General features: G+C 40.3%; 23 protein-coding genes. 16 read left to right on the top strand and 7 right to left on the bottom strand.

Translation table 11 applies throughout. From position 1 onward, the window contains the following. The first annotated feature begins 24 nt into the window (after window positions 1–24). From PCH01S_RS03870 to PCH01S_RS03835, 9 genes are all read left to right on the top strand, one after another. Window positions 25–1,491, top strand: a complete 1,467-nt coding sequence (locus PCH01S_RS03870; RefSeq protein ID WP_042226984.1) for a phosphoribosyltransferase-like protein — start codon at window positions 25–27, stop codon at window positions 1,489–1,491. Window positions 1,492–1,848: 357 nt separating this feature from the next. After that, window positions 1,849–2,577 (top strand): ATP-grasp domain-containing protein, encoded by a 729-nt coding sequence (locus PCH01S_RS03865; RefSeq protein WP_042227434.1) that lies wholly within the window; start codon window positions 1,849–1,851, stop codon window positions 2,575–2,577. Window positions 2,578–2,631: 54 nt separating this feature from the next. Beyond that, window positions 2,632–3,048: an SMI1/KNR4 family protein gene (locus PCH01S_RS03860; RefSeq protein WP_042226982.1), complete on the top strand. Its 417-nt coding sequence runs from the start codon at window positions 2,632–2,634 to the stop codon at window positions 3,046–3,048. Window positions 3,049–3,223: 175 nt separating this feature from the next. Further along, on the top strand, window positions 3,224–3,808 hold the full coding sequence (locus tag PCH01S_RS03855; RefSeq protein WP_042226980.1) for a hypothetical protein: 585 nt from the start codon (window positions 3,224–3,226) through the stop codon (window positions 3,806–3,808). 24 nt (window positions 3,809–3,832) lie between these two features. Next, window positions 3,833–4,729, top strand: coding sequence for a nucleotidyl transferase AbiEii/AbiGii toxin family protein (locus tag PCH01S_RS03850; protein WP_042226979.1), 897 nt, complete (start codon window positions 3,833–3,835; stop codon window positions 4,727–4,729). 290 nt (window positions 4,730–5,019) lie between these two features. Further along, window positions 5,020–5,589, top strand: a complete 570-nt coding sequence (locus tag PCH01S_RS03845) for an SF0329 family protein (protein WP_042226978.1) — start codon at window positions 5,020–5,022, stop codon at window positions 5,587–5,589. Between the two features lie 63 nt (window positions 5,590–5,652). Further along, entirely contained in the window at window positions 5,653–6,357 is a 705-nt protein-coding gene (locus PCH01S_RS03840; protein ID WP_042226976.1) for a demethylmenaquinone methyltransferase, read from the top strand. A gap of 446 nt (window positions 6,358–6,803) precedes the next feature. Next, window positions 6,804–7,364, top strand: a complete 561-nt coding sequence (locus PCH01S_RS30190; RefSeq protein ID WP_129112512.1) for a hypothetical protein — start codon at window positions 6,804–6,806, stop codon at window positions 7,362–7,364. A 70-nt stretch (window positions 7,365–7,434) separates the two neighbouring features. Further along, window positions 7,435–8,484 (top strand): hypothetical protein, encoded by a 1,050-nt coding sequence (locus PCH01S_RS03835; RefSeq protein ID WP_042226974.1) that lies wholly within the window; start codon window positions 7,435–7,437, stop codon window positions 8,482–8,484. Between the two features lie 212 nt (window positions 8,485–8,696). Here PCH01S_RS03835 and PCH01S_RS03830 read toward each other — a convergent pair whose 3' ends face one another. From PCH01S_RS03830 to PCH01S_RS03815, 4 genes are all read right to left on the bottom strand, one after another. After that, window positions 8,697–9,872 carry an MFS transporter gene (locus PCH01S_RS03830; RefSeq protein ID WP_042226973.1) on the bottom strand — a complete coding sequence of 392 codons (1,176 nt, stop codon included), beginning with the start codon at window positions 9,870–9,872 and terminating at the stop codon, window positions 8,697–8,699. A 21-nt stretch (window positions 9,873–9,893) separates the two neighbouring features. Continuing rightward, complete coding sequence (locus tag PCH01S_RS03825) at window positions 9,894–10,712, bottom strand: MerR family transcriptional regulator (RefSeq protein WP_042226971.1); 819 nt, start codon at window positions 10,710–10,712, stop codon at window positions 9,894–9,896. A gap of 370 nt (window positions 10,713–11,082) precedes the next feature. Continuing rightward, the gene (locus tag PCH01S_RS31585; protein ID WP_042226970.1) at window positions 11,083–12,885 is read right to left on the bottom strand and encodes a flagellin N-terminal helical domain-containing protein; all 1,803 of its coding nucleotides are present in this window, start codon (window positions 12,883–12,885) and stop codon (window positions 11,083–11,085) included. Between the two features lie 129 nt (window positions 12,886–13,014). Beyond that, window positions 13,015–13,926 carry a helix-turn-helix transcriptional regulator gene (locus tag PCH01S_RS03815; protein WP_042226968.1) on the bottom strand — a complete coding sequence of 304 codons (912 nt, stop codon included), beginning with the start codon at window positions 13,924–13,926 and terminating at the stop codon, window positions 13,015–13,017. A gap of 99 nt (window positions 13,927–14,025) precedes the next feature. Between PCH01S_RS03815 and PCH01S_RS03810 the strand changes: the two genes are divergently transcribed. The 3 genes from PCH01S_RS03810 (at window position 14,026) to PCH01S_RS03800 (ending at window position 16,648) form a co-directional block, all read left to right on the top strand. Further along, a complete protein-coding gene (locus PCH01S_RS03810; RefSeq protein ID WP_042226966.1) occupies window positions 14,026–14,490 on the top strand; it encodes a VOC family protein in 465 nt (154 codons plus the stop codon). Window positions 14,491–14,507: 17 nt separating this feature from the next. Beyond that, on the top strand, window positions 14,508–15,077 hold the full coding sequence (locus tag PCH01S_RS03805; RefSeq protein WP_042226964.1) for a YdeI/OmpD-associated family protein: 570 nt from the start codon (window positions 14,508–14,510) through the stop codon (window positions 15,075–15,077). 539 nt (window positions 15,078–15,616) lie between these two features. Further along, a complete protein-coding gene (locus PCH01S_RS03800; RefSeq protein WP_042226962.1) occupies window positions 15,617–16,648 on the top strand; it encodes a Cfr family 23S rRNA (adenine(2503)-C(8))-methyltransferase in 1,032 nt (343 codons plus the stop codon). Window positions 16,649–16,862: 214 nt separating this feature from the next. On the opposite strand, the gene PCH01S_RS03795 is transcribed toward PCH01S_RS03800, so the two are convergent. After that, window positions 16,863–17,444, bottom strand: coding sequence for a histidine phosphatase family protein (locus PCH01S_RS03795; RefSeq protein WP_042226961.1), 582 nt, complete (start codon window positions 17,442–17,444; stop codon window positions 16,863–16,865). A gap of 189 nt (window positions 17,445–17,633) precedes the next feature. On the opposite strand from PCH01S_RS03795, the gene PCH01S_RS03790 reads away from it, so the two are divergent. After that, entirely contained in the window at window positions 17,634–18,110 is a 477-nt protein-coding gene (locus PCH01S_RS03790) for a hypothetical protein (protein ID WP_042226960.1), read from the top strand. A 39-nt stretch (window positions 18,111–18,149) separates the two neighbouring features. Continuing rightward, window positions 18,150–18,698, top strand: a complete 549-nt coding sequence (locus PCH01S_RS03785) for a hypothetical protein (protein ID WP_042226959.1) — start codon at window positions 18,150–18,152, stop codon at window positions 18,696–18,698. Window positions 18,699–19,728: 1,030 nt separating this feature from the next. Here PCH01S_RS03785 and PCH01S_RS03780 read toward each other — a convergent pair. Beyond that, the gene (locus PCH01S_RS03780) at window positions 19,729–20,658 is read right to left on the bottom strand and encodes a DMT family transporter (protein ID WP_042226958.1); all 930 of its coding nucleotides are present in this window, start codon (window positions 20,656–20,658) and stop codon (window positions 19,729–19,731) included. A 99-nt stretch (window positions 20,659–20,757) separates the two neighbouring features. On the opposite strand from PCH01S_RS03780, the gene PCH01S_RS03775 reads away from it, so the two are divergent. Next, a complete protein-coding gene (locus PCH01S_RS03775) occupies window positions 20,758–21,648 on the top strand; it encodes a LysR family transcriptional regulator (RefSeq protein ID WP_042226957.1) in 891 nt (296 codons plus the stop codon). Window positions 21,649–21,911: 263 nt separating this feature from the next. On the opposite strand, the gene PCH01S_RS03770 is transcribed toward PCH01S_RS03775, so the two are convergent. Beyond that, a complete protein-coding gene (locus PCH01S_RS03770) occupies window positions 21,912–22,895 on the bottom strand; it encodes a LacI family DNA-binding transcriptional regulator (RefSeq protein ID WP_084706517.1) in 984 nt (327 codons plus the stop codon). Between the two features lie 245 nt (window positions 22,896–23,140). On the opposite strand from PCH01S_RS03770, the gene rihC reads away from it, so the two are divergent. Next, window positions 23,141–24,064, top strand: coding sequence for a ribonucleoside hydrolase RihC (gene rihC, locus PCH01S_RS03765; protein ID WP_042226955.1), 924 nt, complete (start codon window positions 23,141–23,143; stop codon window positions 24,062–24,064). Window positions 24,065–24,085: the final 21 nt, after the last annotated feature.

The raw sequence follows: 24,085 nt of genomic DNA, 5'->3' as shown, positions 1-24,085 counted from the left end.
TTACCATTGTGAGGTTAAGAAGGTATGAAATATCCATCGTTTATTCATGATAAGCTTAATGAACTTGAGAACGTAATTGCTTCTTGGCCTGTGAACATAGAGATCGACCATGTTATTAAGTGGATATTACAATTCGATCCAAATGATTATTATATAGCTTTAAGAGTGATTAATAATCTAAATGTAATTGGTTATGATGATATGAATAGTGCTCTGCAAGTTGCATATAGTAGACTTCTTAGAATGGCTAAGGATAAAAATACAGTAATTAAAGGCGACAATACGTTATTTGCTGGAATTGGGGATGCAGGAAAAAGCGGGTCGATGATTAGTTATCATTTCAGACTTATTAATGATGTTTCAGAAGAAAACTTTTTAGACGAAGATTCATTTCATCATCTTGAGAAGGAGAGGGTGAATAACATTGTTTTGCTAGATGATGTTATTTCAACAGGAAATCAAGCTACAAGGGAAATAAATGTTTTGACTGAAAAAGTCACTCCTTTCAAAGTTAAAAATATCTTTTTACTTACTGTGTGTGGGATGCGAGATGGAATAACTAAAATCACTGATGAAACAAAAGCTCTAACGTTCTCTGCATTTGAATATGGAAAGGAAGATACAGTAGAATCCTTGGATTCCAAATTCTATGACGGAGTATTGCATGATAGCCGAAAAGAATTACGTGAACGAATAGAATATTACGGTAAAATAAGTTCCAATAGCAATAACGGAATGGGGTATGGGGGGATTGGGGGACTTATTGTATTTCCATACAATACACCAAACTCTACATTACCGATTATTTGGAGCGATAGGAATGGTTGGATCCCACTCTTTAAAAGAGTAAGAAGAGTTAATGGTATTTCATCGTACTATAAACAAATGGATAAGGCAATTGAAACAAAAGTTAATCAAGAAAAACCACAAGTAATTGGTCAGGAAACTGAACCTACTAATTTGAATTTGTATGTAGAGGGAAAAACAGACGAAGATTTCTTTAATGTGTTAACTGAAGAATATGGTCTTGCTGAACGTTTGAAAGTAGAAAAACTAAATGTTATTTCTCTAGGAGGGGCATTTTTTTCTGAAAAACTAATAAAGATATTATCTGATTTGGGTGAGAAGAACTTATTCTTATTTGAAAATGACGAACTATTTTATACAGGAAGTAGGGGAATAAAGAAATATGTAGAAGAAAAGTTCCCCCAACTCCCTGTTATTTATCTCGAACCATCAATTATGCAATTTATTAGAATTAATGACTTAATTCAAGATGGAGATATAGCTTTATCTTTGGAAAAGACATTAGGAGAAAGTATTTCGTTAGAACATATCCACTCAGACCCAAGACTTTTGAACGAAATTGAAAAACACCTGAGAACAAAGTATAGAAACAGATTAAAACCTATTTTTAGTAGATTCATTGATGAAGAAAGAGTTGCAATTTTTATAGAACAAGTTAATCAAAAACTTTATGGCAAATCATAATTTTTTGGAATCTCTTTGTTTCACATCAAGGATAGAGTTTGCATCAATGAAATATTGCAGATCAGATATACAACAACGAATTGATAGTTAGCGAATACCATCACATCAGTAGTATTTTCTTTTTGTCCAAATTACTTACTCCATACATGTGGAGTGCGTGGTAAGGATATATCGGGTGGATTAATTAATTTTATAATGAGGGGCTTCCTTAAGAGGAGGTTCTTTTTTTGTGCATACTTCAATTAATATGTATTAATTTGGTGAAAATTGGTATGATTAATGCATTAAAATTCAGATTTTATTTAGGAATTTATATCATTCTCAATGGTCGGCATTATTAATGAGGCGGGAGATTTTATGAAGGTATATATAAGAAAAAATTTTGATAACGAAATTGCCAATCACAATTTTTATGCAGCGTATGACGGATTTAAACAAATGGGATTTGAAATTCATTATTTTAAAAATATTGATGAGCTATCTGATAATAAAAAAGAAGATATAATAGTTAGTTATGTTGATGATGTTAGAACAGTACTTTTTAAACATGATATAATCCCACCTGAAATTGATTACCCTGAAGAATTAAAAAACTACTTGGGTAGGAAGGTTTGGAATTCAAAATTAAGTGTAATAGCAAACAACCCTGAGAACTGGAATGTATTTATTAAGCCTGTCGAGGATAAAAAGTTTACTGGTGTTGTTGTTAGAAGTACTAAGGATTTAATAGGTTGTGGTACAAATGGTGAAGATCCAGATATATTATGTTCGGAAGTTGTAAACTTTGTAGCAGAGTGGAGATGTTTTGTTAGATACGGGAAAATACTAGACATTAGAAGATATAAAGGGAATTGGAGAGTGCACTTTGATTATAAAGTAATTGAAAATGTCGTCTCTCAATTCGAATCTGCTCCTAATGGTTATGCCGTAGATTTTGGGTTAACTGATAAAGGTGAAACATTGTTAATAGAAGTTAACGATGGCTATTCTTTAGGGCATTATGGGTTAGTTTCCTTGGATTATGCTAAGTTATTATCGGCAAGATGGTCTGAGTTAACCTCGACGATAGATGAGTGTGATTTTTAATATAGCTTCTGTTTACAATAAAACACGGATTTTAAGGGGGACATTAGTCAACATATGAGGTACACCAACATTATTAATTCAATAAGAAATAATTCCTCAAGACATAACTTTGAAGTTCTGTCTGAAGATGAAATAAAAAGAGAGTTAGAAGTAGAAGGAATCCCCAAAGAATATATTGATTTTTTAAGAGAAGTTGGTTATGGAACTGTTAATGGTACATACTTTAATTTTTATAGTGGTTTGGTCGAAGTAGACGAAATTTTAGGTCATCTTTTTGATGAGGACTCGCATCCGGAACTAAAAGATGTTTTATTGTTTGGCGATAATTTTAGTGGAGATGCGGTGGGGTTTTTAACAACTGATAATTGGGCTATTGTTGAAATATGGCACGATGATGATCTGTCAATTAATCCAACGGAGGAAAAGACTTTCGAAGAATTTGTTGTCACTATGTTTGAAAAATTTAACTAAAAGACCATTTTTATCATCTATCGCTAGAGGTGACATGGTTGAAGCCATTTAGAAAACGTTTCAAGAAAGTAACTGTGAATGGTCATCAATTTCATTGTGTGATTAATGAGTATTTTAGAAATGATTCGTGCAGTAAATCTAGCAAATTCAACTAATAATGCATAGGAGCAAAATAATGGAATTTGAATTTCATATTACAGTCAATAATTTAAAGCTTGTTGAAAAGGAATTTTTTGTTAATACTTGTATTCTGGAACAAGTGAAGCCTCTTATGATTGTCTTAGACAAAGGGGATTATATTAATCAGCCTATGTGTACAGGGATTATTGAAAGTACTGATTGTTATGAAGCGAAAAAAGAAATTGAGAAAATTGCAACCAAATTTCAAAAAAACGGATTTACTATCATGAGGACAAAAATAGAGATATCTCCGAATGAGGAAAAATATTTCCGTATGCCAGTAACTAGGAATTCTAAGCCTTATTTTGAATGGCATGGCAAAGTAGCTGTGAAAGAAGTTGCCAGGCTAAAAAATTTATGTGAGGGTCTTGGCGGACATATTTCAAGAAACTCTTTAGCAACAAATGGAGAAATAAGATTTATTACAGTCAGAGAATATGAAAGTAAGGAAAAATTCTATGCAAGGGTATATAAGTTGCATTCTATTTTGCAAGAAAATAAGATAGATGTTCTGAAAGAACAATATGAATTATGTATCTATGACAGTAGAGAAGAACTGGATAGCGGATGGATTTCATAAATTTCACAATAGAGGGATGCAATAATGATTAAGTTTGAGAATTTAAAAGATATGAATGATGAGGATAGAGAACTCATTGTCTTAGAAGCACTTTTGAGAAGAATATCACTTGTGAATATGCCATTTGTTTTAAAAGGTAGCCTATTAACAAGACAATATTTGAATAACCCAGATACTAGGCATGTTGAAGATCTCGACTTTTTGTATATGGATAAGATCAAAGATGTAGAGCATGCACATGAAACATTTACAAATTGGATGATCCAAGTGACGGAAACGGATCTTGGTGATGGTATAACGTTTAGAAGTTTTCGAGAGAATGCATTTTGGCGGTGTATAGATTATGCAATGTCAGATGATTTTCCTACAATAAATACAGATCTTGCCTATTTTTTCACAGATGAACCTAGGGAAGTAAATCATTATAGTGAAATATATCTAGATGTTTCATTCAATTTAGAAATGGCAGTAGATCCCGTTTCAATTGAGTATCGACCAGTTCTTGGTGATACTTTCAGTGTTTCTTATTCGGTACCACTTTCGATACAAATTGCTTGGAAGCTACATCAAACCATTGTGAGACCAAGATTTAAGGATCTTTATGATTTAAAATATTTATTATCACATCCATCATATGATGAATGTGCACTTAATGAAACATTACAGGCACTCGTTAATGAATGCAGTATAGATCAATCTATTACACCTATTGCTATAAAAAAGATACTTGTAGATGATTTAGGTGGATTATATCATTCGTTATCCAATGATTATTCTCTAAAAAAATATGCTGGTAGTATCATTCAAGAAGTTTATTTTATGAAGTTAGTGGCTGATTTACGTAAAATAATGAACCAAGTTGGTATTAATGAAAATGCATATGTTAATTTACCAAGACCAACACATAGGACACACCAGTGATAAAGAATGAAATTCGGACGCAATAAAATATAGAATTCAATAACTGATGAGAAGACTATCGTAGTTACAGGGTATTTGTGTATCGATATCGAAAAAGAACCGAGAGCACATTTGCCTTCGGTTCTTCTCTATGCCTACTCTCCATATTAGTCTGTTAAAACAAAAGGCGGTTGGTTGATGGTGGAGGTATTTTCATTCAAACATAGTGGATTGAGCGCCGGTTATTGTATGATAGAGAATAGAGCGACTGCCTCAACAGGTCGTTATTAATATAGAACAAGGTGGAGCACATGTCCTGGAGCAAATTGAAACAAAATCTGGAGAGTTTTCTTTGTCCTGCGTTAGATGGAAGAGTCGAATACCGTGCAACCGGCTACCGTTATTTACCTGATAAAGCGGGAATTTGTTATATTACGGTAGATAAAAAGAACGTACTCAATATGAACGATGCAACTAACTTAATCAGATGGTATCAGACGGAGTTGGAAATTAAGAATGATCCGGATATCCAAATTCCTATCAGCCATGAAGAAATGGAAGCAGTCAGACAAGAAACGAAAGGGAAAGTTCCGGAGGATCGTCTAAAAGTAATTGTAAGAAGCAGAAAAAGTTCAGAACATGCAAAGGAGCTTTTGACGGCACAGACATCATTAAGTAAATCAAATTTTATCGTTGTAGCTAATAAGTTTTTATCCACTTCTATAGAGGAAAGCATAGAGAGCCATGATATCTTATTGAATATTCTAGCTTTGGTGGACAGACGAGTTGGAAAAAAGCGGATTTTGAACATGTCCGAGAAGATGAAGTTAAAGCATCCGATTGTGCAGTATTTTTATGAACTACGGCGTAGTACGTTATGAAAATAAATACTAAAAAAATGGAGATGTTTTTATAATATCGCATTAGTGAAAGAAGGGGATTTCATGTCTGAACAAACCAAGATGGAAAGGGTTCATGATGTATTTGAAAAGATATCGAATCAATACGACTCGATGAATTCTGTCATCACTTTTAAGAGACATATCGCATGGCGTCAAGATGTCATGAAACAGATGAATGTTAGAGAAGGAAGTAAAGCTCTTGATGTGTGCACGGGAACCGGGGATTGGGCGATTGCTTTGGCAAATGTTATTGGAACGCACGGAGAAGTAATTGGATTGGATTTTAGCAAAAACATGCTCAAAATTGCGCAAGATAAGCAAGAGCAGCAAGCTTTAAAGCAGCTTACATTTATCCAAGGAAATGCCATGGAACTGCCTTTTGAAGATCATTCATTTGATTATGTAACCATTGGTTTCGGTTTAAGAAATGTACCGGACTATTCAACCGTTTTACGGGAAATGTATCGGGTAACAAAACCAGGCGGAAAAGTAGTTTGTTTAGAAACATCCCAACCAACATTAATCGGTTATAGGCAGCTTTCTCTTTTTTATGTTCGCTATATTATGCCCTTGCTTGGAAAGTTTATTGCCAAAAGTTATGACGAATATTCATGGTTACAAGAATCAGCTCGTAATTTCCCTGATAAAAATGTACTTAAACAGATGTTTTTAGAAGCGGGATTTTCCAAAGTAGATGCTAAAAGCTATAGTGGCGGCGTCGCAGCAATGCATATGGCTATAAAATAGAGAAGTACGGCAGGGATAGCATAACTAGCAGCATGAAGTTAGGAGATAATTAAAAAACATCCTGCCTCTATTGTTGAATATGCCGATTTTCAGTCGGGGAATTCAATTAACAAAATTGTTTTTACGATACATTTTTAACTTTAGGAGTTAGTTAATCAACAGGTGACAGCGACCAGTTATCAATTACACCGAATATGGAGATAAATTTAACGAATATGTAGAAGTAAGAATCTTAAAAGGTAAGACTTTGAACGAGTTTAAGACTCTGGTTCAAGGTAAACTAGATATGTCGTGTATCTCATTTCATCTTGTAGAGGTTCACCGGGTTTTATAAAACTAAGTTTGGTTATACAATATGGCAGTATTTGACTTTTGAAAACATAATAGGTTATTATGGGAATGTTTAGTGGATTCTTACTAATACCCCATAAGGAGTGATTAAAGTTTTGAAGCAGAAATTATTGAAGATAGTTTCGATTGCTAGCGTAGTAACTGCCCTTTCTATTCCAGGATCTGTATTTGCAAATTCAAAAGAAGATAGCAAGGCTATTGAAGAAAATCTTAAAATCATTACAAGTTATTCTCCAGAAATTACTTACGATATTGTGCCTAAAACTGGAACAATTACAGCACCAAGTGGAAATAATGAGATATCACCTTCGTCACTTTCGTTCGTACAAGTCGCTACAGGAACGACTGAAACCGATTATATCTCCGCTGTAAAACACGTTATGACTAGTGGAAGCACAAAAGGAAAAAAATTAACAGTAACCACTTCTGCAACTGCATCTATCTGGTTTGAAGGTAATTTCACTAATGGTTTACTAAACACTGGTCCAAAGGATATGGCGATAGGCTATGGAACTGCAACATCAATAACAGGTTCTACTACTCTAGTTGACAATACAGTAGTTAAAGGTTCATATCGTGGTATTACTTACCATTCTTGTGTATATGACTTTGCACTATATGAACTAAAATCTTCTGAATCTGTAACAGTATATTAAAAATTAAATTTCGTAAGATGGGGATTTAAATTCCCATCTATTATTTCTTTCAGGGAGAGAGTATTATAGCGTGAAGAAAATAGTCTTAATAGTATTTTTTATTTGTATATTTGCGTTATCTTTTTACTATTATTCTTTAAATGGTGATAAAATGAACAGCAAAGTCAGAAATGTTATGATAAACGAAATCAATGTCTTAGAAAATGAACACGTATTACTTTCAAACACGGCTTCATTTAGTAATTCCACTTTTAGTTTCGCACAACGGCTTCGATTAGACCCTAATATGGAAGTTAAGTATGATTTACGAGACGATGATTATTATAGATATTATATAAATAAAGAAGAAAAAGATATTATTTCCGGTGAGTATACTATTGATACGATTGATGATGCGAACGAGATAATTCTTGTGGCAATCCAAGGAAATAAAGTTGCTCCACTTAGAATTAAAAATGATAACAAATGGAACAATTCATTGCGTATTAACTTTGCCGCTAACTCAACAACAAAAATCCCAGTAGAAATAAAATGGAATCCTAATAAAGAAGAAGATTTAATTGTATTTCCAATCAAAAAAGATAAGCATGGAGAATACTATTCTGGTGGAAATTTAGGAGTTGTTCGTTATTATATTCAAAATACAAATAGTCCAACTATAAGTAAGGATGAAATACATAAACAATCAGTAATAAATGAAAAACTTGTTTCTCAAGAAGGGATTAAGCCAGTACCTACACTTACATGGATTGGAGACGATGGTAATCCTATTAAATTAGTCTTGGATAAAAATCAGATGATGTTGTCTAATACAAAATCTTATTCTTTAAAGATATCAGCAACTCCATACTCTACTGTATCAGATTTACTTCTACTAAACGAAAATTTTGAAATTAAGGTAATTAAAAGAAACATTCAGATGTACGAAGGACGAGAAACTAATCTGACCTTTCCACCAGAAATATTTAATAAAACCCATGAGAATTCTAGACAGTTCCTTTTATTATTGAATAATAGAGGGAGATCTATGTTAACTGATATGATGTCTATAAATGAAATGAACAAAGCATTCCCTACTTCATTTCAGCAAGTTATCGAAGTTTTTCCACTTAAGAACTAAATAGGATCACTGCCAAGATTGTGGAAACATATTTTTGGATTTATTAAAAGAAAAAGCTCCGAAATATTTATTAATAACTCTGTTGTATTTTCTTTCTTACACTTTAGTCAGTTAAAAACATAGAAAATGGCATACACCTAATAATGGAAGGATATGGGCAGACCTGGGGCGGAATATAATTTAGTTTCACCCCTGTTCAGTCCATTTCATTTTTATTTAGTAACGACAGGGGTTCCAATCCCGCTGCGCATTTTTTTGAATAGTAACATCGCAAGAAGTAAAGCTATGCTTACAGCGGCAAGACCCAGCCAGTTCAAATACAGAACAGATGTACGGCTGATGACAAGCCCGCCTAATGCAGATCCCAGCGCAAAACCAAATTGGATGAACGAAGTATTTACGCTTAGGGCAATGTCCGGATTTCGAGGCGCCAGAGTAACCAGATATAGCTGCTGAGCAGGGGAAATACTCCAAGTGGCTAACATAAAAATCATGATAACCAAGATCAATACAAAGAGATTGACGCCGGCTAGAGTGAATAAAAGGAGAGTTGCTCCCTGTAACAGGAGTCCGAGACAAATGGTGAATTTCGGTCCCTTTGCATCTGCCAATTGGCCGCCCACTTTTGATCCGACGAAGCTGCAAATTCCCGCCAGGAATAGAACACCGCTAATTTCGGTTATGGAAAGAGAGGATCCGGCTTGCAAGAAAGGCGTCATATAAGTGAATAGGGTAGAATAGCCGCCGATATAAAATAAAGTAATAACCAAGGCAGTCAGAATGTTTGAATTTTTTAAAATGGATAGCTGCATCCTGAGGGTAACCTTATCTTCTTCTTTGATTGCCGGAACTTTTTTATAGATGATGAGCAATGGCAGAACGCTTAACAAACCGATCCCAATAAATAAAACTCTCCATCCGAACATCTCACTAAAAAATGTGCCAATCGGAACACCCAGCACTAGCGAACTGCTAAGCCCCATCAAAATGATACCGATGGCATTGCCCCTTCTTTCTTTTTCAACGAGTCGTGTCGCTACTGCCATGGCTACTACGGTAGTGATTCCTCCGCTAGCCCCTTGAATAATTCGTATCCATAGTACTGTTTCGTAAGAAAGGTTTACAAACATAAGTCCGTTGCTGGCAATAAACACACTGAGGGCAGCCATCAGCAGTTTCTTGCGATCCACATTTATCGTTAATGCAATCAGAATCGGAGCGACAATGGCCGCTGCGAGAGCAAATACAGTCACCAATAACCCGGCTTCGGAAGTAGATACTCCCAAGTCCGCGGCGATCATTTCAATGACTCCTGTAATAATGTATTCAATGGTTCCGATCAGAAAAACAGCAAGTGCCAGGACATAGATGATCCGATTATTTTTCAATTCAATCCGCTCCTCCTCCGGTTATCTATGTATAATTGGAATTTGGATTTCCATTAATTGTGCATCTTGTTTTGTAGATAGCGGTAAATAGATTTCCCGACCAGGTTCGTTTTCCTTGATCTGATAGTTATTTTTCTCAATCCATTTAGCTAAATCCACACAGGCTGTACAAGCGAAGTTGGAATCCGAACGAAAGGCCATTGTGGCCATCATCGGCTCAGGAGGAAGCGTCCGCAGTTGAAATGGATCTGGAGACAATAGAGGCTCACAGGTTAAAAAATAACCGATTTCAAACTCAAACTCATCCTCTTTTCCATCTATTTCTTTCCACAAAACAACCTGCGGACCTTGGACCAATTGGCGAGTTTCCTTTGTTAATAATTGATTAAAAGTACGAAACAGGTCTGAAATATCTTCTTCTCTCCCGTGCGCTTTCAGAAAAAGAAACTGCCTAGCGTCTTCTGCTTTGATCCTGATTTCTTGTCCTGTTTCGACTTGCCCTTCTCTTTCTATAAGCTGCATACGCTCCTCAATCCGGGCGAGCTTGGCTTGTTCCGTATCGATGATTTGCTGGATTTCGCTTCTTTTCAGCTTAAACATGCCTTGAATATTCTCCAATGTAATATCTTCCTGGAGCAGCTGTGTAATTTGCGGCAATGTGAAACCCAGTTCCTTATAGATTAAGATGCGGTTGAGCTCAAGAAGCTGATCTGCGGAATAGTAACGGTAGCCGGTGTCGTGATCTACCTTTCTCGGCTTTAGTATGCCAATTTGGTCATAATAGCGCAGTGTTTTTAAGGAGACCTTACTTAGCCTGGAAAACTCACTGATTTTAAACAAAATATCACCTCCGATTTATAACATAAGGAGAGTATACAGTTTCCCGTGCAGGGGAAAGTCAAGTATGCGAATGTTTCATTCAAGCAAAAGCCTTTGCAGATTATTATCTGTACATACGGAATCTGGTTCATACTGTCCAATGACTGCGTAATGCGCGCTTCTACTTCGATTCAATCGGAAGGAAGTCCATATTTGGCCTATGCTGTGTTTCATATTTATCACTCTACGATGAGGTTATTGTTAAGTCAAAGAAACGTTTCTGAATAGAACGTTCATTTTTTTGAATGAATGGGTGGGGACTATCGTAGAAACCTCCTCTTTTTTTGTATACAACAAAAGGACCCACCTGTCAGGTGGGTTCTCTGTACGATCATGGTTTAAGTAACTGCAACACGGCTTGAGGATTCTGATTTGCTTGGGCTAATATCGTTTGGGCCGCTTGCGTTAACATATTGGATTTTGTCATATTCGAAATTTCCTTGGCCATGTCTGCGTCACGAATACGTGATTCGGCTGTCATTTGATTTTCAGCAGAATTATTCACGTTGTTTAACGTGTGTTCCATACGGTTTTGCAATGCACCATACATCGCCCGATAGTGCAAAACTTTTTCAATGGCTCCATCTGCTTTGGCTAATGCTTGTTCAGGTATGGAGGGGGGGAGCAGACCTAAATCCTTGATGCCCAATCCCTGTGTTCCTACATTGAAAAGGGGGATAACAATGGTCTCGTCTTTGTTAGCTCCTGCCTGAATGGTAAGTTTTGGCGGAAGATAGTCGATATCCGTGATGTCTGTATTCACTGTGGTTTCAATGTGTTTAGTTTCGACGGTTTCTTGCGCTTGTTCAAACGGTTCATAATTTAATGAAAACGGGCCATATTTGAATCCAAAAGTTACACTCGACCCGCTAGGCACGTTTAGCTGCCAATTAAAATTTACTTGGGGCTGTCCTGCTGCCGGGTTATCTATGGAAAGCTCTGTTGGCGATAAAGATCCAAGCGGAAACTGAATGCCTGCGTCAGCCTCCGTCCCCGTCATGGTAAAGGAACTGCCCCCGGGTGGACTTATTACGGTATGGCCATTAGCCAACGGGCTTCCACCGGCACCTGTGATAACTGAATTTGCCGGGGGGTTAACTATATTGCTTAGATTAATATTCGTGTTGAATGAATCTTTATTAGTGATTTCATACCTGATTTCCATCGAATTATCAGCTAAAAGAGTCCTATATCTCATAATGGACAGGTTTGTACCGGGAAACCACATATGATCCCAAGCGGGATCACTGCCTGAGTTGCTGCGAGATGAATATTCAATTGGCCATGATCTTCCGTTAACTTCGATATCTTCCAGCATCGTACCGTATGCTTCGCCAAAATGTCTCGGTCCGAAAAAGGTTTTATTCATGCCGTGAGAGTACCAGTAGGCAGGTTTGGAAAACTCAGGATCGTTTACAGCTGTTAACGACTCATAAATAGTCTTATTGGTGTCTGTTTTTGTTGTGGTTAGCGTGTCAACATTATATTCATTAAATGCTTCTGTTCCATCCGGTAAAACAATGTTGGAAATATTGTTCGTATTTGAGAAGGTATAGGTCGTTTCGGATGTATCGGAACTACCAATCACATGTCTTGCTTCATCGGGTGTTCCCCGTGGTTTGTAAACGATAGTTTTGTTTATTGAAGATACCGGTGGAGGATCACTTGCCGAAAAAGTGCTGCTGCTGCTTGAACGATCAGCCAATATCTTATAATCAGTTCTTGCTAACAAGTTCATCGTATTAAACGCAGTTTTCTTTGAAAGACTTTCGATTTCATCCGTAAGCTGACGGATTTCCATGTCAATCTTTCGCCGATCTTCATCGGTAAGTGGATCATTTAAGCCTTGAATGGTCAGTTCCCTTTGTCTTTGTAAAATATCCGTTATCTCTTGTAATCCGCCCTCAGCGGTTTGAATAAGTGAGATGCCATCCATAACATTTTTGGAAGCTTGATATAACCCTCTAATTTGTGCCCTCATTTTTTCGGATATGGCCAGCCCTGCAGCATCGTCAGAAGCTTTGTTGATTCGTAATCCCGAAGAAAGTTTCTCCAGACTACTCGAACTCGTTTTAGAATTTTTTTGTAGCGTGTTATTTATCCTATAAGCAGGTATATTGTGGGATATTTTCATGTTTCGTACCTCTATACCAATGATGTGATAGGATTATTTTACCATGCCAATAGAACTAGCGTACATAAAGTTAACATAAAAACTTACATAACTGGGCCCGCAAATTCAGTTAGCCGAAACGAGACCTTTTCAGGAATATACATCCACCATTTTATTTAAATAAGTTCGAAAGTCTTCAACGTATGTTTTGGGCTCTACGATTTTTAAATTTGTACCGAAACTTGCCAAAAATTGAAATCCCGTACTGTTTTGAGGGACATCAATGGTGGCTAATAAGAACTCAGAATTATAGGTTTCAATACTCTTTCGACCGTACCTTTCAATGAATTGATCTTTTATGCTAGGCGAAATCAATGCCTGAATAGCGACTAGTTCCGGTTGATAACTTGCTTCCTGCTCTTGTTCCAACAAATCATCTCTAGGGCTAAACGTTTGTTCATTCATAGTAAGATGATCGATCCGAGATAATTTAAACGTTCTATTGCTCATACGATGTAAGCAGAATCCTTTGAGATACCAACTCGTTTCGCTAAAATGAAGCTGATAGGGCTCGACAATTCTGTTCGTCACGGTACCGTTTTTATCTATATACTCAAATGAAACTAACTTTCTCTTTAATATGGATTCTTGACACGTCTTCAAGGTTTGAATGATCTCAGACCGACCCTCCCAGTCATAAAAAGACAGTTGAATTGAACTTTTCGGAGCCAATGGGCTAACCATGGCTTCTATTTTTTTGATCGTTAGTTCAACTTCTTCGCTAATTAGAATTTGTTCCAATCCGCCGAGCGCAGCCAATATATTCTCTAAGTCGGAGCTGCTTAAAAGACGTTTATCCACCTTGTATTCGTCCATGATACCGTAGCCGCCATTAACTCCATGGATAGAATAGAGCGGGATGTTGGATAAGCTCAAGGTTTCCATATCGCGAAGAATTGTTCTTTTGGAAACATTAAATAATTGCGCGAATTCGTTAGTTGAAACGATATTTTTTTTCAGCAAGATCATAATGATAGAGATTAGTCTTTCAACCTTGTCCATCAGTTCGCCTCTTTTTCTATTTCAGTATAAAATGGTGACATACAGCTGTCACCTTTAGTCGATTATACTACATGTATAACAAGAAGGAGGTATTGCTTTATGGCAGCTATTGGATATGTAAACTTGGATGGAAATGCGGAACAAGCGATTGAATTTTATTCGGAGGCTTTAAGCGCCATTGAAGTGAAAAAAGTGAAATTCGGGGATATCCCGCAAGATCCAAACTACCCGATGCCGGAAAATGAGTTAACTATGATCATGGAGTCTTCCATAGAATTCGCAGGCGGAAAAATCATGATGTCGGACATTTTGCCTTCCATGAAGGCGGTAACCGGTGAGCTGGTGAAAGGGAATAATATTTTGATTAGTCTGGTCATGGATGATAAGCAAAAGCTGGAAGAATACTTTACTCATTTGTCTGTTGGCGGCCATGTCATCATGCCGTTATCCGATACTACTTGGTCGTCGTGCTTTGGAATGCTGGTTGATAAATTTGGAGTTAGCTGGAAATTTAACAGTGACGCAGATAAGTTTCTGGATAACGTTATAGCCAACAAACAGTAACTCATTGTAAATCAACTATGGAAATGAATCATTTAATTCTCGTAAAATCGAGAGAAGAGTTGAGGTTTTGGCTGCAGGAAAATAGGAAGACTGAAAAGTTCTGCTGGGTCTTGGTTAGTATGACGCCCAAATCGGATACGCTCTTATATTTGGACGCGGTCGAGGAAGCTTTGTGCTTTGGATGGATCGATGGAGTCAAGAAGAAAATAGCTGAAACGGGGCTGGCTCAGAGACTGTCCCCTCGAAGCAAAAAAAGCTCGTGGACTGAATTAAATAAAGAACGTGTCCGCCGCCTTGAAAAGTTGGGTTTGATGACAGACGAAGGAAGAAAAGTTCTTCCTGATATGGATGACGATTCTTTTCGAATCGATCCGGTTATTGAGCAAAGGCTGAAAGAGGAAAAGCAAGTCTATGAGAATTTCAAGGCATTTCCGGAGCTGTATAAAAGAGTTCGGATCGACACGATACAAAGCATAAAAAATCAACCCGAATTATTTAAGAGCAGATTAGACAAATTCATAACAAACACGAGAGAAAACAAAATGTACGGCCAATGGAACGATAATGGACGTCTGCTGGATTATTAAGATCTAGGATGTTGCAATGTAAAAGCGGGCATGTTAAGATCGTGCTGACACTTAACGATCGGAGTTGAAGAGGATAATGTAAGTTTTCTTGCCGCTTTTTAAAGAATAAAACAAAATTTGGTTTATTCTTTATTGGCAAGAAAGTTACCTTATTCTTTTTACTCAAAAAATAGATCCTTTTCCTGCCCTGCATCGGGTTGGATGTGCCGTATTTTTTTGAGCTACAAGAAAGGTAACTTTCTTGTGGCTCTTTTTTATTTTGACAAAGAATGTGCAGCTGAAAAAGATCAATCATTTCTAGGAGGATGAAAGCGATGAAGAACGAGGTTGTAGATGATTATGTGAATCGGTTCTTGCTAGGTGAAGCGGTTCACAAAAAAACAATTCGGTTGCCGGAGGCTTACCCATCTATCGACAGGTGCACATAGCGATCCGACTGCAAACGTTATGCGCTTTTTCTGTATAGTTGGTTAACGACGTGTCAAAGCACCGACTGACGGTTGCTTTTTTTACGTTTTCTCCGGCAGTAAGGAGAAGACATGAGACTACCCTCGAAATATGAAACGATTCGGCAAATATTGTCCGATTTTAAGCAACCCGAGTATCGGTATGCTCAGATTATGGACGCGATTTTCAAGCACAACGTCGGCGAATACGGACGGATGACCATGCTGCCCCAATTTTTGCGCGACGAGTTGACCCGGATGCTTGGTCCGGACGTCTGCAGTATCGTTCCGGTAAAAGAACTAACGTCAAAACAGGTTAACAAGGTGCTGTTCGCCATTGCGGGCGACGAGCGCGTGGAAGCCGTACGACTTACTTATGAGCGGGGCTGGAAATCGTATTGTATTTCCACGCAGTGCGGCTGCGGTTTCGGGTGCAGGTTTTGCGCCACCGGTACCATCGGCCTGAAACGAAATCTGACTGCCGAAGAAATTACCGACCAATTGCTGCACTTCCGCTTGAACGGCCACGCCTTGGACAGCGTCTCCTTCATGGGTATGGGGGAGGCGCTCGCCAACCCGTATATTTTTGATGCCATAACGATTTTGACCGACCCGCAGCTCTTTGGTTTAGGACATCGACGAATTACGGTTTCCACCATCGGTCTGCTGCCGGGTATCGATAGGCTGACACGTGAGTTTCCGCAAGTCAATCTAACCTTCTCGCTGCATTCGCCGTTCGACGATCAGCGAAGCGAGCTGATGCCGATCAACGACCGATTCCCAATCCATGACGTGCTGAAGGCATTGGACCATCACATCCGACATACGGGGAGAAAGGTGTATATTGCATATATTCTTCTCCGGGGAGTCAACGACTCGACGGCGCATGCGGAAGCAGTTGCCGAGCTGTTAAGGGGAAGGGGACCTGTGGAACATCTCTACCACGTTAACTTGATTCCATTCAATTCGACCGAAGTTACGCCGGACAACTATCAGCAATCTGAATCTAATCGGATTAAAGCGTTTGTTGGGATCTTGAAGTCAAAGGGAATCAGTGTCACCGTCCGAACTCAGTTCGGATCGGACATTAACGCGGCATGCGGCCAGCTATACCGCTCCGAATAATCAATCAACTGTTCCTCGAAACAGTATCTGTACTTTTGAGCGGGAAACTATAGTTTGATGAAGTATTAAGCACTACAGCCTTGCGGAGTGCTGTGTACGGTTGGTCAGGAAAGACTAACAGTTGAGCTGTGCTGGCGGAAATAGTAAAGAGGGGCAATTAGCTCCTCTTTTTCGTTGACCCGATGATCTGTCGGTTTGCGTTAGTTTAATTAAATCATGCAGGAGATACCTTCCATAGCCTCGCTGTAGTAGTTAATATTCCTTCATCAAATTCCATCTTGTAGATATCAGGCTTTGAAGTCTTTAATAAAAAGTCCAAATCAAACTGGGGGTCGAAATATCCCATCATCATCGTCATAACCGCTCCATGAGTTCCAATAGCAACTTTCTGCCCCTTATATTCGCTTAGAATGTTTTTTAAAATGGCTACAACACGGTTTTGACTATTTGTAAAAGACTCTCCTCCAGGCAACGAAAAGTCCGGGTCTGAAAACATCTTTTTTACTAATGGATACACTTCCGTATCAGGCAGTATTTTATCATCGCCAATAAATACGGTTTCTTTTAGTTCCTCTATAACAATCATTTCTTTGCCTAAAGATCGGGCTAATCCCTCAAGTGTTAATATTGCCCTTTTGTACGGACTTGAGATGAACGCGTCTATACCCTCGTCTTTCAACAATTGAGCTACAATTTGAGCATCCGAGCTGCCCTTTAAAGTCAGCCCGCGTGTTCTTTCGTTCCCTTCCGTTTTAGGTGATTCTCCGTGCCTGACCATGTATACAAAGGTTTTCATAAATTGTTTCTTCTCCTTGTTTAGTCCTCGACTACAAAATATGTTCCTTCATACTACCATTCTCACCTAAACATGTACATTCATGTTAGTACGGAATACTGCCCGATAGCTTAATGAATATGTGACATTGACCCTTGAACGAATAATAGGGATAATTAAAACTAAAAAAGCAGGAAGGAAGTGGAAGGAATGAACCCTCTGGATTACATTGAATATTTGGGACACAGCAGCGTTTACCCTCCTTTGGTCGATCAGCTTTCGAGGGACAAGATAACTTGGCGGCCGAATGTGCAGAGGAATCTTAATACGACCTATTTTGTAAGTGGAGAGGGTCTCGTTCTCCATTTCGATATTGGCGCTGAAAACAACGGTATCACCAAGAAAAGCGAGGGTGATTATATATTTGACGAATTAACAATGACGATCATGGAAGAAAATAAGAAACACGGAAAATATGTAGGTCCGATTCCCTATGGATTGTTACAAAACGATTCAAGAGCGCAGATCGAAGCCAAGCTGGGCACACCTACGAGGAGAGCCGAGGAGTTGGATAACTACTATTTGGATGGCCTCGTGTGGACGGCAGCCTTTGAAGGGGAAAGGTTTCAATTTCTGAAATTGGCTGTCCCAACAAACGGCAAGCGAAAATATGGCCTCTGCCCTTGATGTATTACCGCAACCGACTCGAAAGGAAGGGATATAAGCATGAAGGAACCATCTGAACAGCTCATTGAAATGCTTGGGCATCCATACAGTCCCAAGAATGTTCAAGCTCTGCTGCAATCATTCGGCATCAAGCGAATGCCGCCTGCGAACAGCTATTTTAACGACGATATCATCTGGTCTGTGAAATCATCGATACGCATCGATCTTTATCGCGCACCCAAAATAAATGATCTGACTGGGCTCAATTATACAAATGAAGATGGATGGATCATTGGCGCGATACATTTTCTTGCGCCCGGGTCGGATGACAGAATTAAAACTCCGTTCCCCGGAGATCTTCCCAAGGGAATCACAATGCGCTCAACACCGGATGAGTCGATACAAGCATATGGTCAGCCCCAACTGGATGAAGAATGCGAATGGCCCGGATTTTCCGGTCGAATTTTGGCATGGCGCAAGCCGGGCATAAATATCGCCATTACCTATGCGGACAGTGAGATCGGCAGCAGCATGATAAGCTGCACGGCCTGTTTAATCGGGTGCATAGGCGCCTGGCGAAACGATAATCCGGAAGTCTTTGCTCCCTGACCAACAGTTGAGGTGTACGGGCATCTGTACGCACAAAAAAGCCCCTGCCAAATCGGCGGGGGCTAATTGTCTTGCTATGGAACGGCTGTAACCTTTTACGTTCTTCTTGTTCAGTCGATGAAAATAATTTGACCCATCCTCATCAACTTTACCTTCTTTTGGAAGGTTTCCACTTAAAGCCGCAGTTCATACAACCGTTTACAATTTCACTTCTCCCAACGAACCCGACAAGGATACTTACAGGCAAGGATAAGGTGAATGAAATCCAACATAAAATGCCGATGACGGTTGTCAGACTTTCAAAAAATCCGCCGTTTATGCTGCTTCCGCCGCCGCTGCCGAGTTTGACATTAGTCATTACCATATAACTTCCGGCTACAGTGACTACTAAAAATAGGAGAGGAAGTAAAACCATCCATCCAAGGGTTTTGAACATTTTGGCAAAGCTGTAACCTCTCTTGTTGGCAACAATTTGCGGTGATTTACATTTGCGGCAAACGACGACGTTAACATGGCTTGTATTGCCGGACTGACTCCCGGCTCTACTTGCTTGGCTGACAGTATCCCTGCTTACTTGGGAACTACCCGCCCTAGATTGACCGCTAGCCGTCCTGTTAGTTTGGGCGGATGTTGGTCTATTGGACGGATTGTATGTAGGTCTAGTAGTACGCTGCACTTCTTTTGACTCCCTTCTGATGTATGTATATAGGTATAGGGAACTATTCGGCAAAACTTTCCAAACCCCTTTTACCGTCTTCCAATTGTTGGACGCGCCTTTCCAAATACATGGTCGACGGCACAAAAAAACCTGCTCCGAGGAGCAGGATTCAAATGATCGGCCGCACGCGGTATTTGGCGTTCCGGTGCAGCCATAACCGTCCTCGCCAAAGGTTCGGAAGTGTTTTTTAATTAAAAGGCCGGATTTTGTGGTTGTCATTCAATTGAAAGCACCTTAGAATCTTTTAAACGTCTGTATGCTTCTTGAGTAAACTCCACATGCAATCCGGCATCAGTGAGATGGACGATATCGTCATACGTTGTCTTTCCTCGCCTTCATATTCCCCATGTGCTTTTTGTCCCGTTTTTGCAGAGATTTCAGTTTGAGGTTTACCAGTGCAACACCAATGATAATTAGAATGAGTCCTACCACCATCTTGGGAGTGATCGTTTCGCCCAAAACAAGAACGCTGATCACGATCGCAATGAGCGGAACCAGAAAATTAAACGAACCGATTTTGCCGGCTTCGCCCGATCTGACAAGCAGAAAGAAAACGAGCCAGGTCAAGGCCGTACAGAAGATCGCAATAACCGACAACGTCGAGATGAACGGCTGGTTCCAGACGATATCCGTCCAGTTTTCAACGGTAGTACCCGCAACCAACAATACAATTCCGCCAAAGATCATTTGAAGAGTAGTCAACCAGATCGCATCGACTCTAGTTGAGGTTTTTTTCATATAGATCGTACCGAACGTCCAAGTAATCGTGCTGGCTAAACCGAGCAAGATGCCGGCGGACGAAATATTCCCGGAACCATCGTTTATGCTGATAACAGCGACTCCGATGAAGCCGAGAATCAAGCCGATTATTTTAAAACCAGTCATGGATTCACCCAACCACAACCAGGCTCCGATACCGAGTAGAACGGGCTGCATGAACACGATCGTCGAAAACAAACCGGCCGGCATCATATTCAGTCCGAAAGTTTGAAAGCCGAAAAAGAGAATGATGTTCAGCAATGCGGAGATGAGGTAGATGTTCCAAGTGTGCCTCATATTAAGTTTTCTGTAGCGCGGCAAAGCGAAAATAAGCAAAATGAGACCCCCGATAAAGATCCTCAAGCCGGCGAAAAGCAGCGGTGGCGCGAATTCGAGTGCATATTTGGAAAGCGGCCAGTTCACCCCCCACAACATAACTAAAAACGTTAAAAGAATAAAAGTAAGTGTTCGCGAAAGTTGCATGGTTCTACAGCTCCTTTGTGTGATGGTGCTTCCTATGGTACAATAGCTCATTAGATAAATAAAATGCATGTTTATTATAGAGGAGATACCAAAATTGTTATGACACATTCGCAGCTGATGTTGTTTGTGAAAATAGTCGAGACCGGCAGCTTTACCAAAGCCGGTGAGCAATTGAATATGACGCAGCCTGCCGTAAGCCGCGCCATCTCTGCGCTTGAATCGGAATTAGGAGTCACCCTCATGATACGGGATCGGAAAAGCGGGGTCATTCTCACCGATATTGGCTTGCGCTTGCTTGCCATATTCAGAGACATTTTGCACGGCTACAATAAGGTAGAGCAGGAGGTAACGGCTGAAAAAGGGTTTGAAGTCGGCACCGTTCGCGTCGGGGTGTTCCCGATTGTGTCCGCGCACTTCTTGCCGAAAATATTGCGGGTGATCGGGGAGAAGTACCCGGGGCTGACATTCGAACTGCACGAAGGGACCATAGACGAGATTAAAAAATGGCTGGATTCCAGAATGATCGATGTCGGATGGATTATTCCGCCGAGCAACGAACTGGAAACGATTCCGTTCTTCCGAGATGAATTATGTCTGCTCCATCGGGATGATCATCCATTACAAAGCCGCCCGACAATCCATATCACGGATCTGGACAATGAACCTATGATTGTGTGCAAAGGTGGGTTTGTAACGCCGATTTACGAGCTGTTCCAGCAATTCGGAGCCACTTTGCACGCTAAATATGACGGCCACAACATAAGCACGGCGCTGAGCATGATTCAAGAAGGGCTGGGCGTCTCGATCGTATCGAAAACTTCGCTGTCGCTGTCGGCACTGCCGCCTAATGTCCGCGTCCGGACAATTGACCCACAGCCGTTTAGAGAGATTCACCTGGCGGTTCCTTCTTTGAAGGAGGCTCCACACGGAGTGAAACTGTTTCTGCAGACCGCAAGAGAGCTTTATTTGTCCGGCGACCGGAACCACTAATGGGCAATTTTTGCGCAGCAGTTCTGACGGGCATAGTTCCTGCAAACCACCGGCGGACATGGGTTTTTCTCATGATGAACAACATGGGGTGAACCCTCGATAACAAGGGGAATTGTACAATTAGAAAAAGCTTGGGCCGCATTTGGCCCAAGCTTTTATTTTGTTTTAACCTTCAACCAGCAAATTTTATTGGTCAAACCTGCTTAAAATAAGTAAGTGGGGAATAAGCTTCCCATCGAACCTGAGCCGATCTGTCCCGAGGATTATCCATGTCGGGTAGTTCCGCGCTGAACAAGCTTTACTTCCAGTTGGTGGTTTTCCTCATCCAAATGTATCTGTTCAATTTTCTTGATCAGAATTCGGGCGGCGAGCATGCCCATTTCATAAATAGATTGCGATACCGTTGATAATTCAGGGTAGACCATTTCAGCTAACGAAATGCCGTCATAGCCGATAATTTGGACTTGATCCGGCACACGAATACCATGTTCCTGCAATGCGCGGAGCGTACCGATTGCCATCAGGTCATTACCGGCGAATACCCCGTCAATATCGGGATGCTCCTTGAACAGCTTTTTCGCGGCTTCAGCCGCTTCTTTTAACTGGAAATTCCCATTGGCAATAAGCTTAGGTGTAAACCATGGCATATTTTCAACCAAGTCAAGGTAGCCTTGGCACCGTTCTTCGGCAATCCACAAGCCCTTAGGTCCTCTGATATGCGCAATTTTGTTGCATCCCTGCTGCAATAAGGCTTGCACGGCCAAGTGAGCCCCATCCCGGTTCTTCGAAGTGACGGTGGGAACGACGGGGGTGCTGCTGCGGTCCACAGCGACCATAGGGATATCGAGCTGGTCAATTTCCTCTTCCGTTAAGGTATTGGTTGCCATGATGAACCCATCGATATATTTCTGCTTTAAGTTCTGGATGTATTGTCTTTCGATTTTGGCCGACTCATTGGTGTTGCATAGGATCGTTGTATACCCGTACAACTGTGTTACTTTCTCCACGGCAAGCGCAAGCTCGTTAAAGAAGGGGTTGGTAATATCCGGAACGAACAGCGCAATAGTCTTGGTCGACTTCTTGGAGAGGCTGCGAGCGACGTCATTCGGTACGTAATTAAGCAATTTAATGGCTTTATGAACTCGCTGCAGCGTATCTTCGTGAACATAACCTTTTTGATTAATAACGCGAGAAACGGTAGCAACGGAAACTCCAGCTAATTTAGAAACATCTCGAATCGTTGCGATGCCCTCATCTCCTGTTCGTTAAGGTGTAATCGATTACACAAATAAATATGATTATCTTACTGCATCGACATACGATTGTCAATCCAGGTTTTACAATGATCTTCTAGTTGACATTAGTTTCGCATTGGATTAACATAAACTCAAAATAGGTAACCGGTTACACATGCCTGGTTATTTTTTTGTTAGCTGTTAGGGAAAGATAATCTAAAGGGTTAATTTTACAATTTGAGAGGATGTTGAGCAGAATGAGCGTAAGAAAAACTCCACTTATTATTGACACGGATCCCGGAATTGACGATGCGGTTGCGATTGGCGCAGCCCTGCACCATGAATCGCTGGACGTCAAGCTGCTGACCACCGTCGCCGGGAACGTATCCGTTGACAAAACGACCCAAAACGCGCTTAAGCTGATCGAGTTCTTCGGTACAGGCACTCCTGTTGCCAGAGGGGCAAGACAACCGCTCTGCATGCCATATGAGGACAGCAGTCACATTCATGGGGAATCCGGCATGGGTGGATACGAGTTTCCGGAGCCGACAACGAGCATTCATCCCGAACATGCCGTCAACGCAATTCGCGAGACGATTATGCGCAGCGAGGAGAAGATAACGCTCGTGCCGATCGGACCGCTGACTAACATCGCTTTGTTCCTGGCGATGTACCCGGAACTCAAATCACGCATTGAACGGATTGTCTTAATGGGTGGTTCGGCGTCGGCAGGGAATCATACTCAGACGGCAGAGTACAACATTTATGCGGACCCGGAAGCGGCCAAGATGGTTTTTGCCTCAGGCTTGGATATTACAATGGTCGGATTGGATGTAACTAGTAAGGCAACCTTGACACCCGATAATGTGGTCAAAATTCGCGATTTGAATGAAACCGGCAACATGCTGTATTCCATGTTCCAGCACTATCGCGGCGGCAGCTTAAAGACGGGGCTGAAAATGCATGATTTATGCGCGATCGCCTATATCGTTAAACCTGAATTATTCAAAACCGAGAAATATTTCGTAGACGTTGAGAGTGCGGGTGTGTACACGGCCGGCACGACGATTGTGGATCAAAAAAACCGGTACAATAAAGAACCGAATGTAAACGTTTGCCTGGATATTGACGTGGACGCATTCCGTACATGGGCGATCGAATGTATTGCGAAAGCAAAATAAATCAAACAATTTAGAGGGGAG

This window comes from Paenibacillus chitinolyticus NBRC 15660, from assembly GCF_000739915.1.
Taxonomy (GTDB): domain Bacteria; phylum Bacillota; class Bacilli; order Paenibacillales; family NBRC-103111; genus Paenibacillus_F; species Paenibacillus_F chitinolyticus.
Note: the sequence above shows the minus strand (reverse complement) of the source record. Positions and strands in the feature narration are given on the sequence as shown.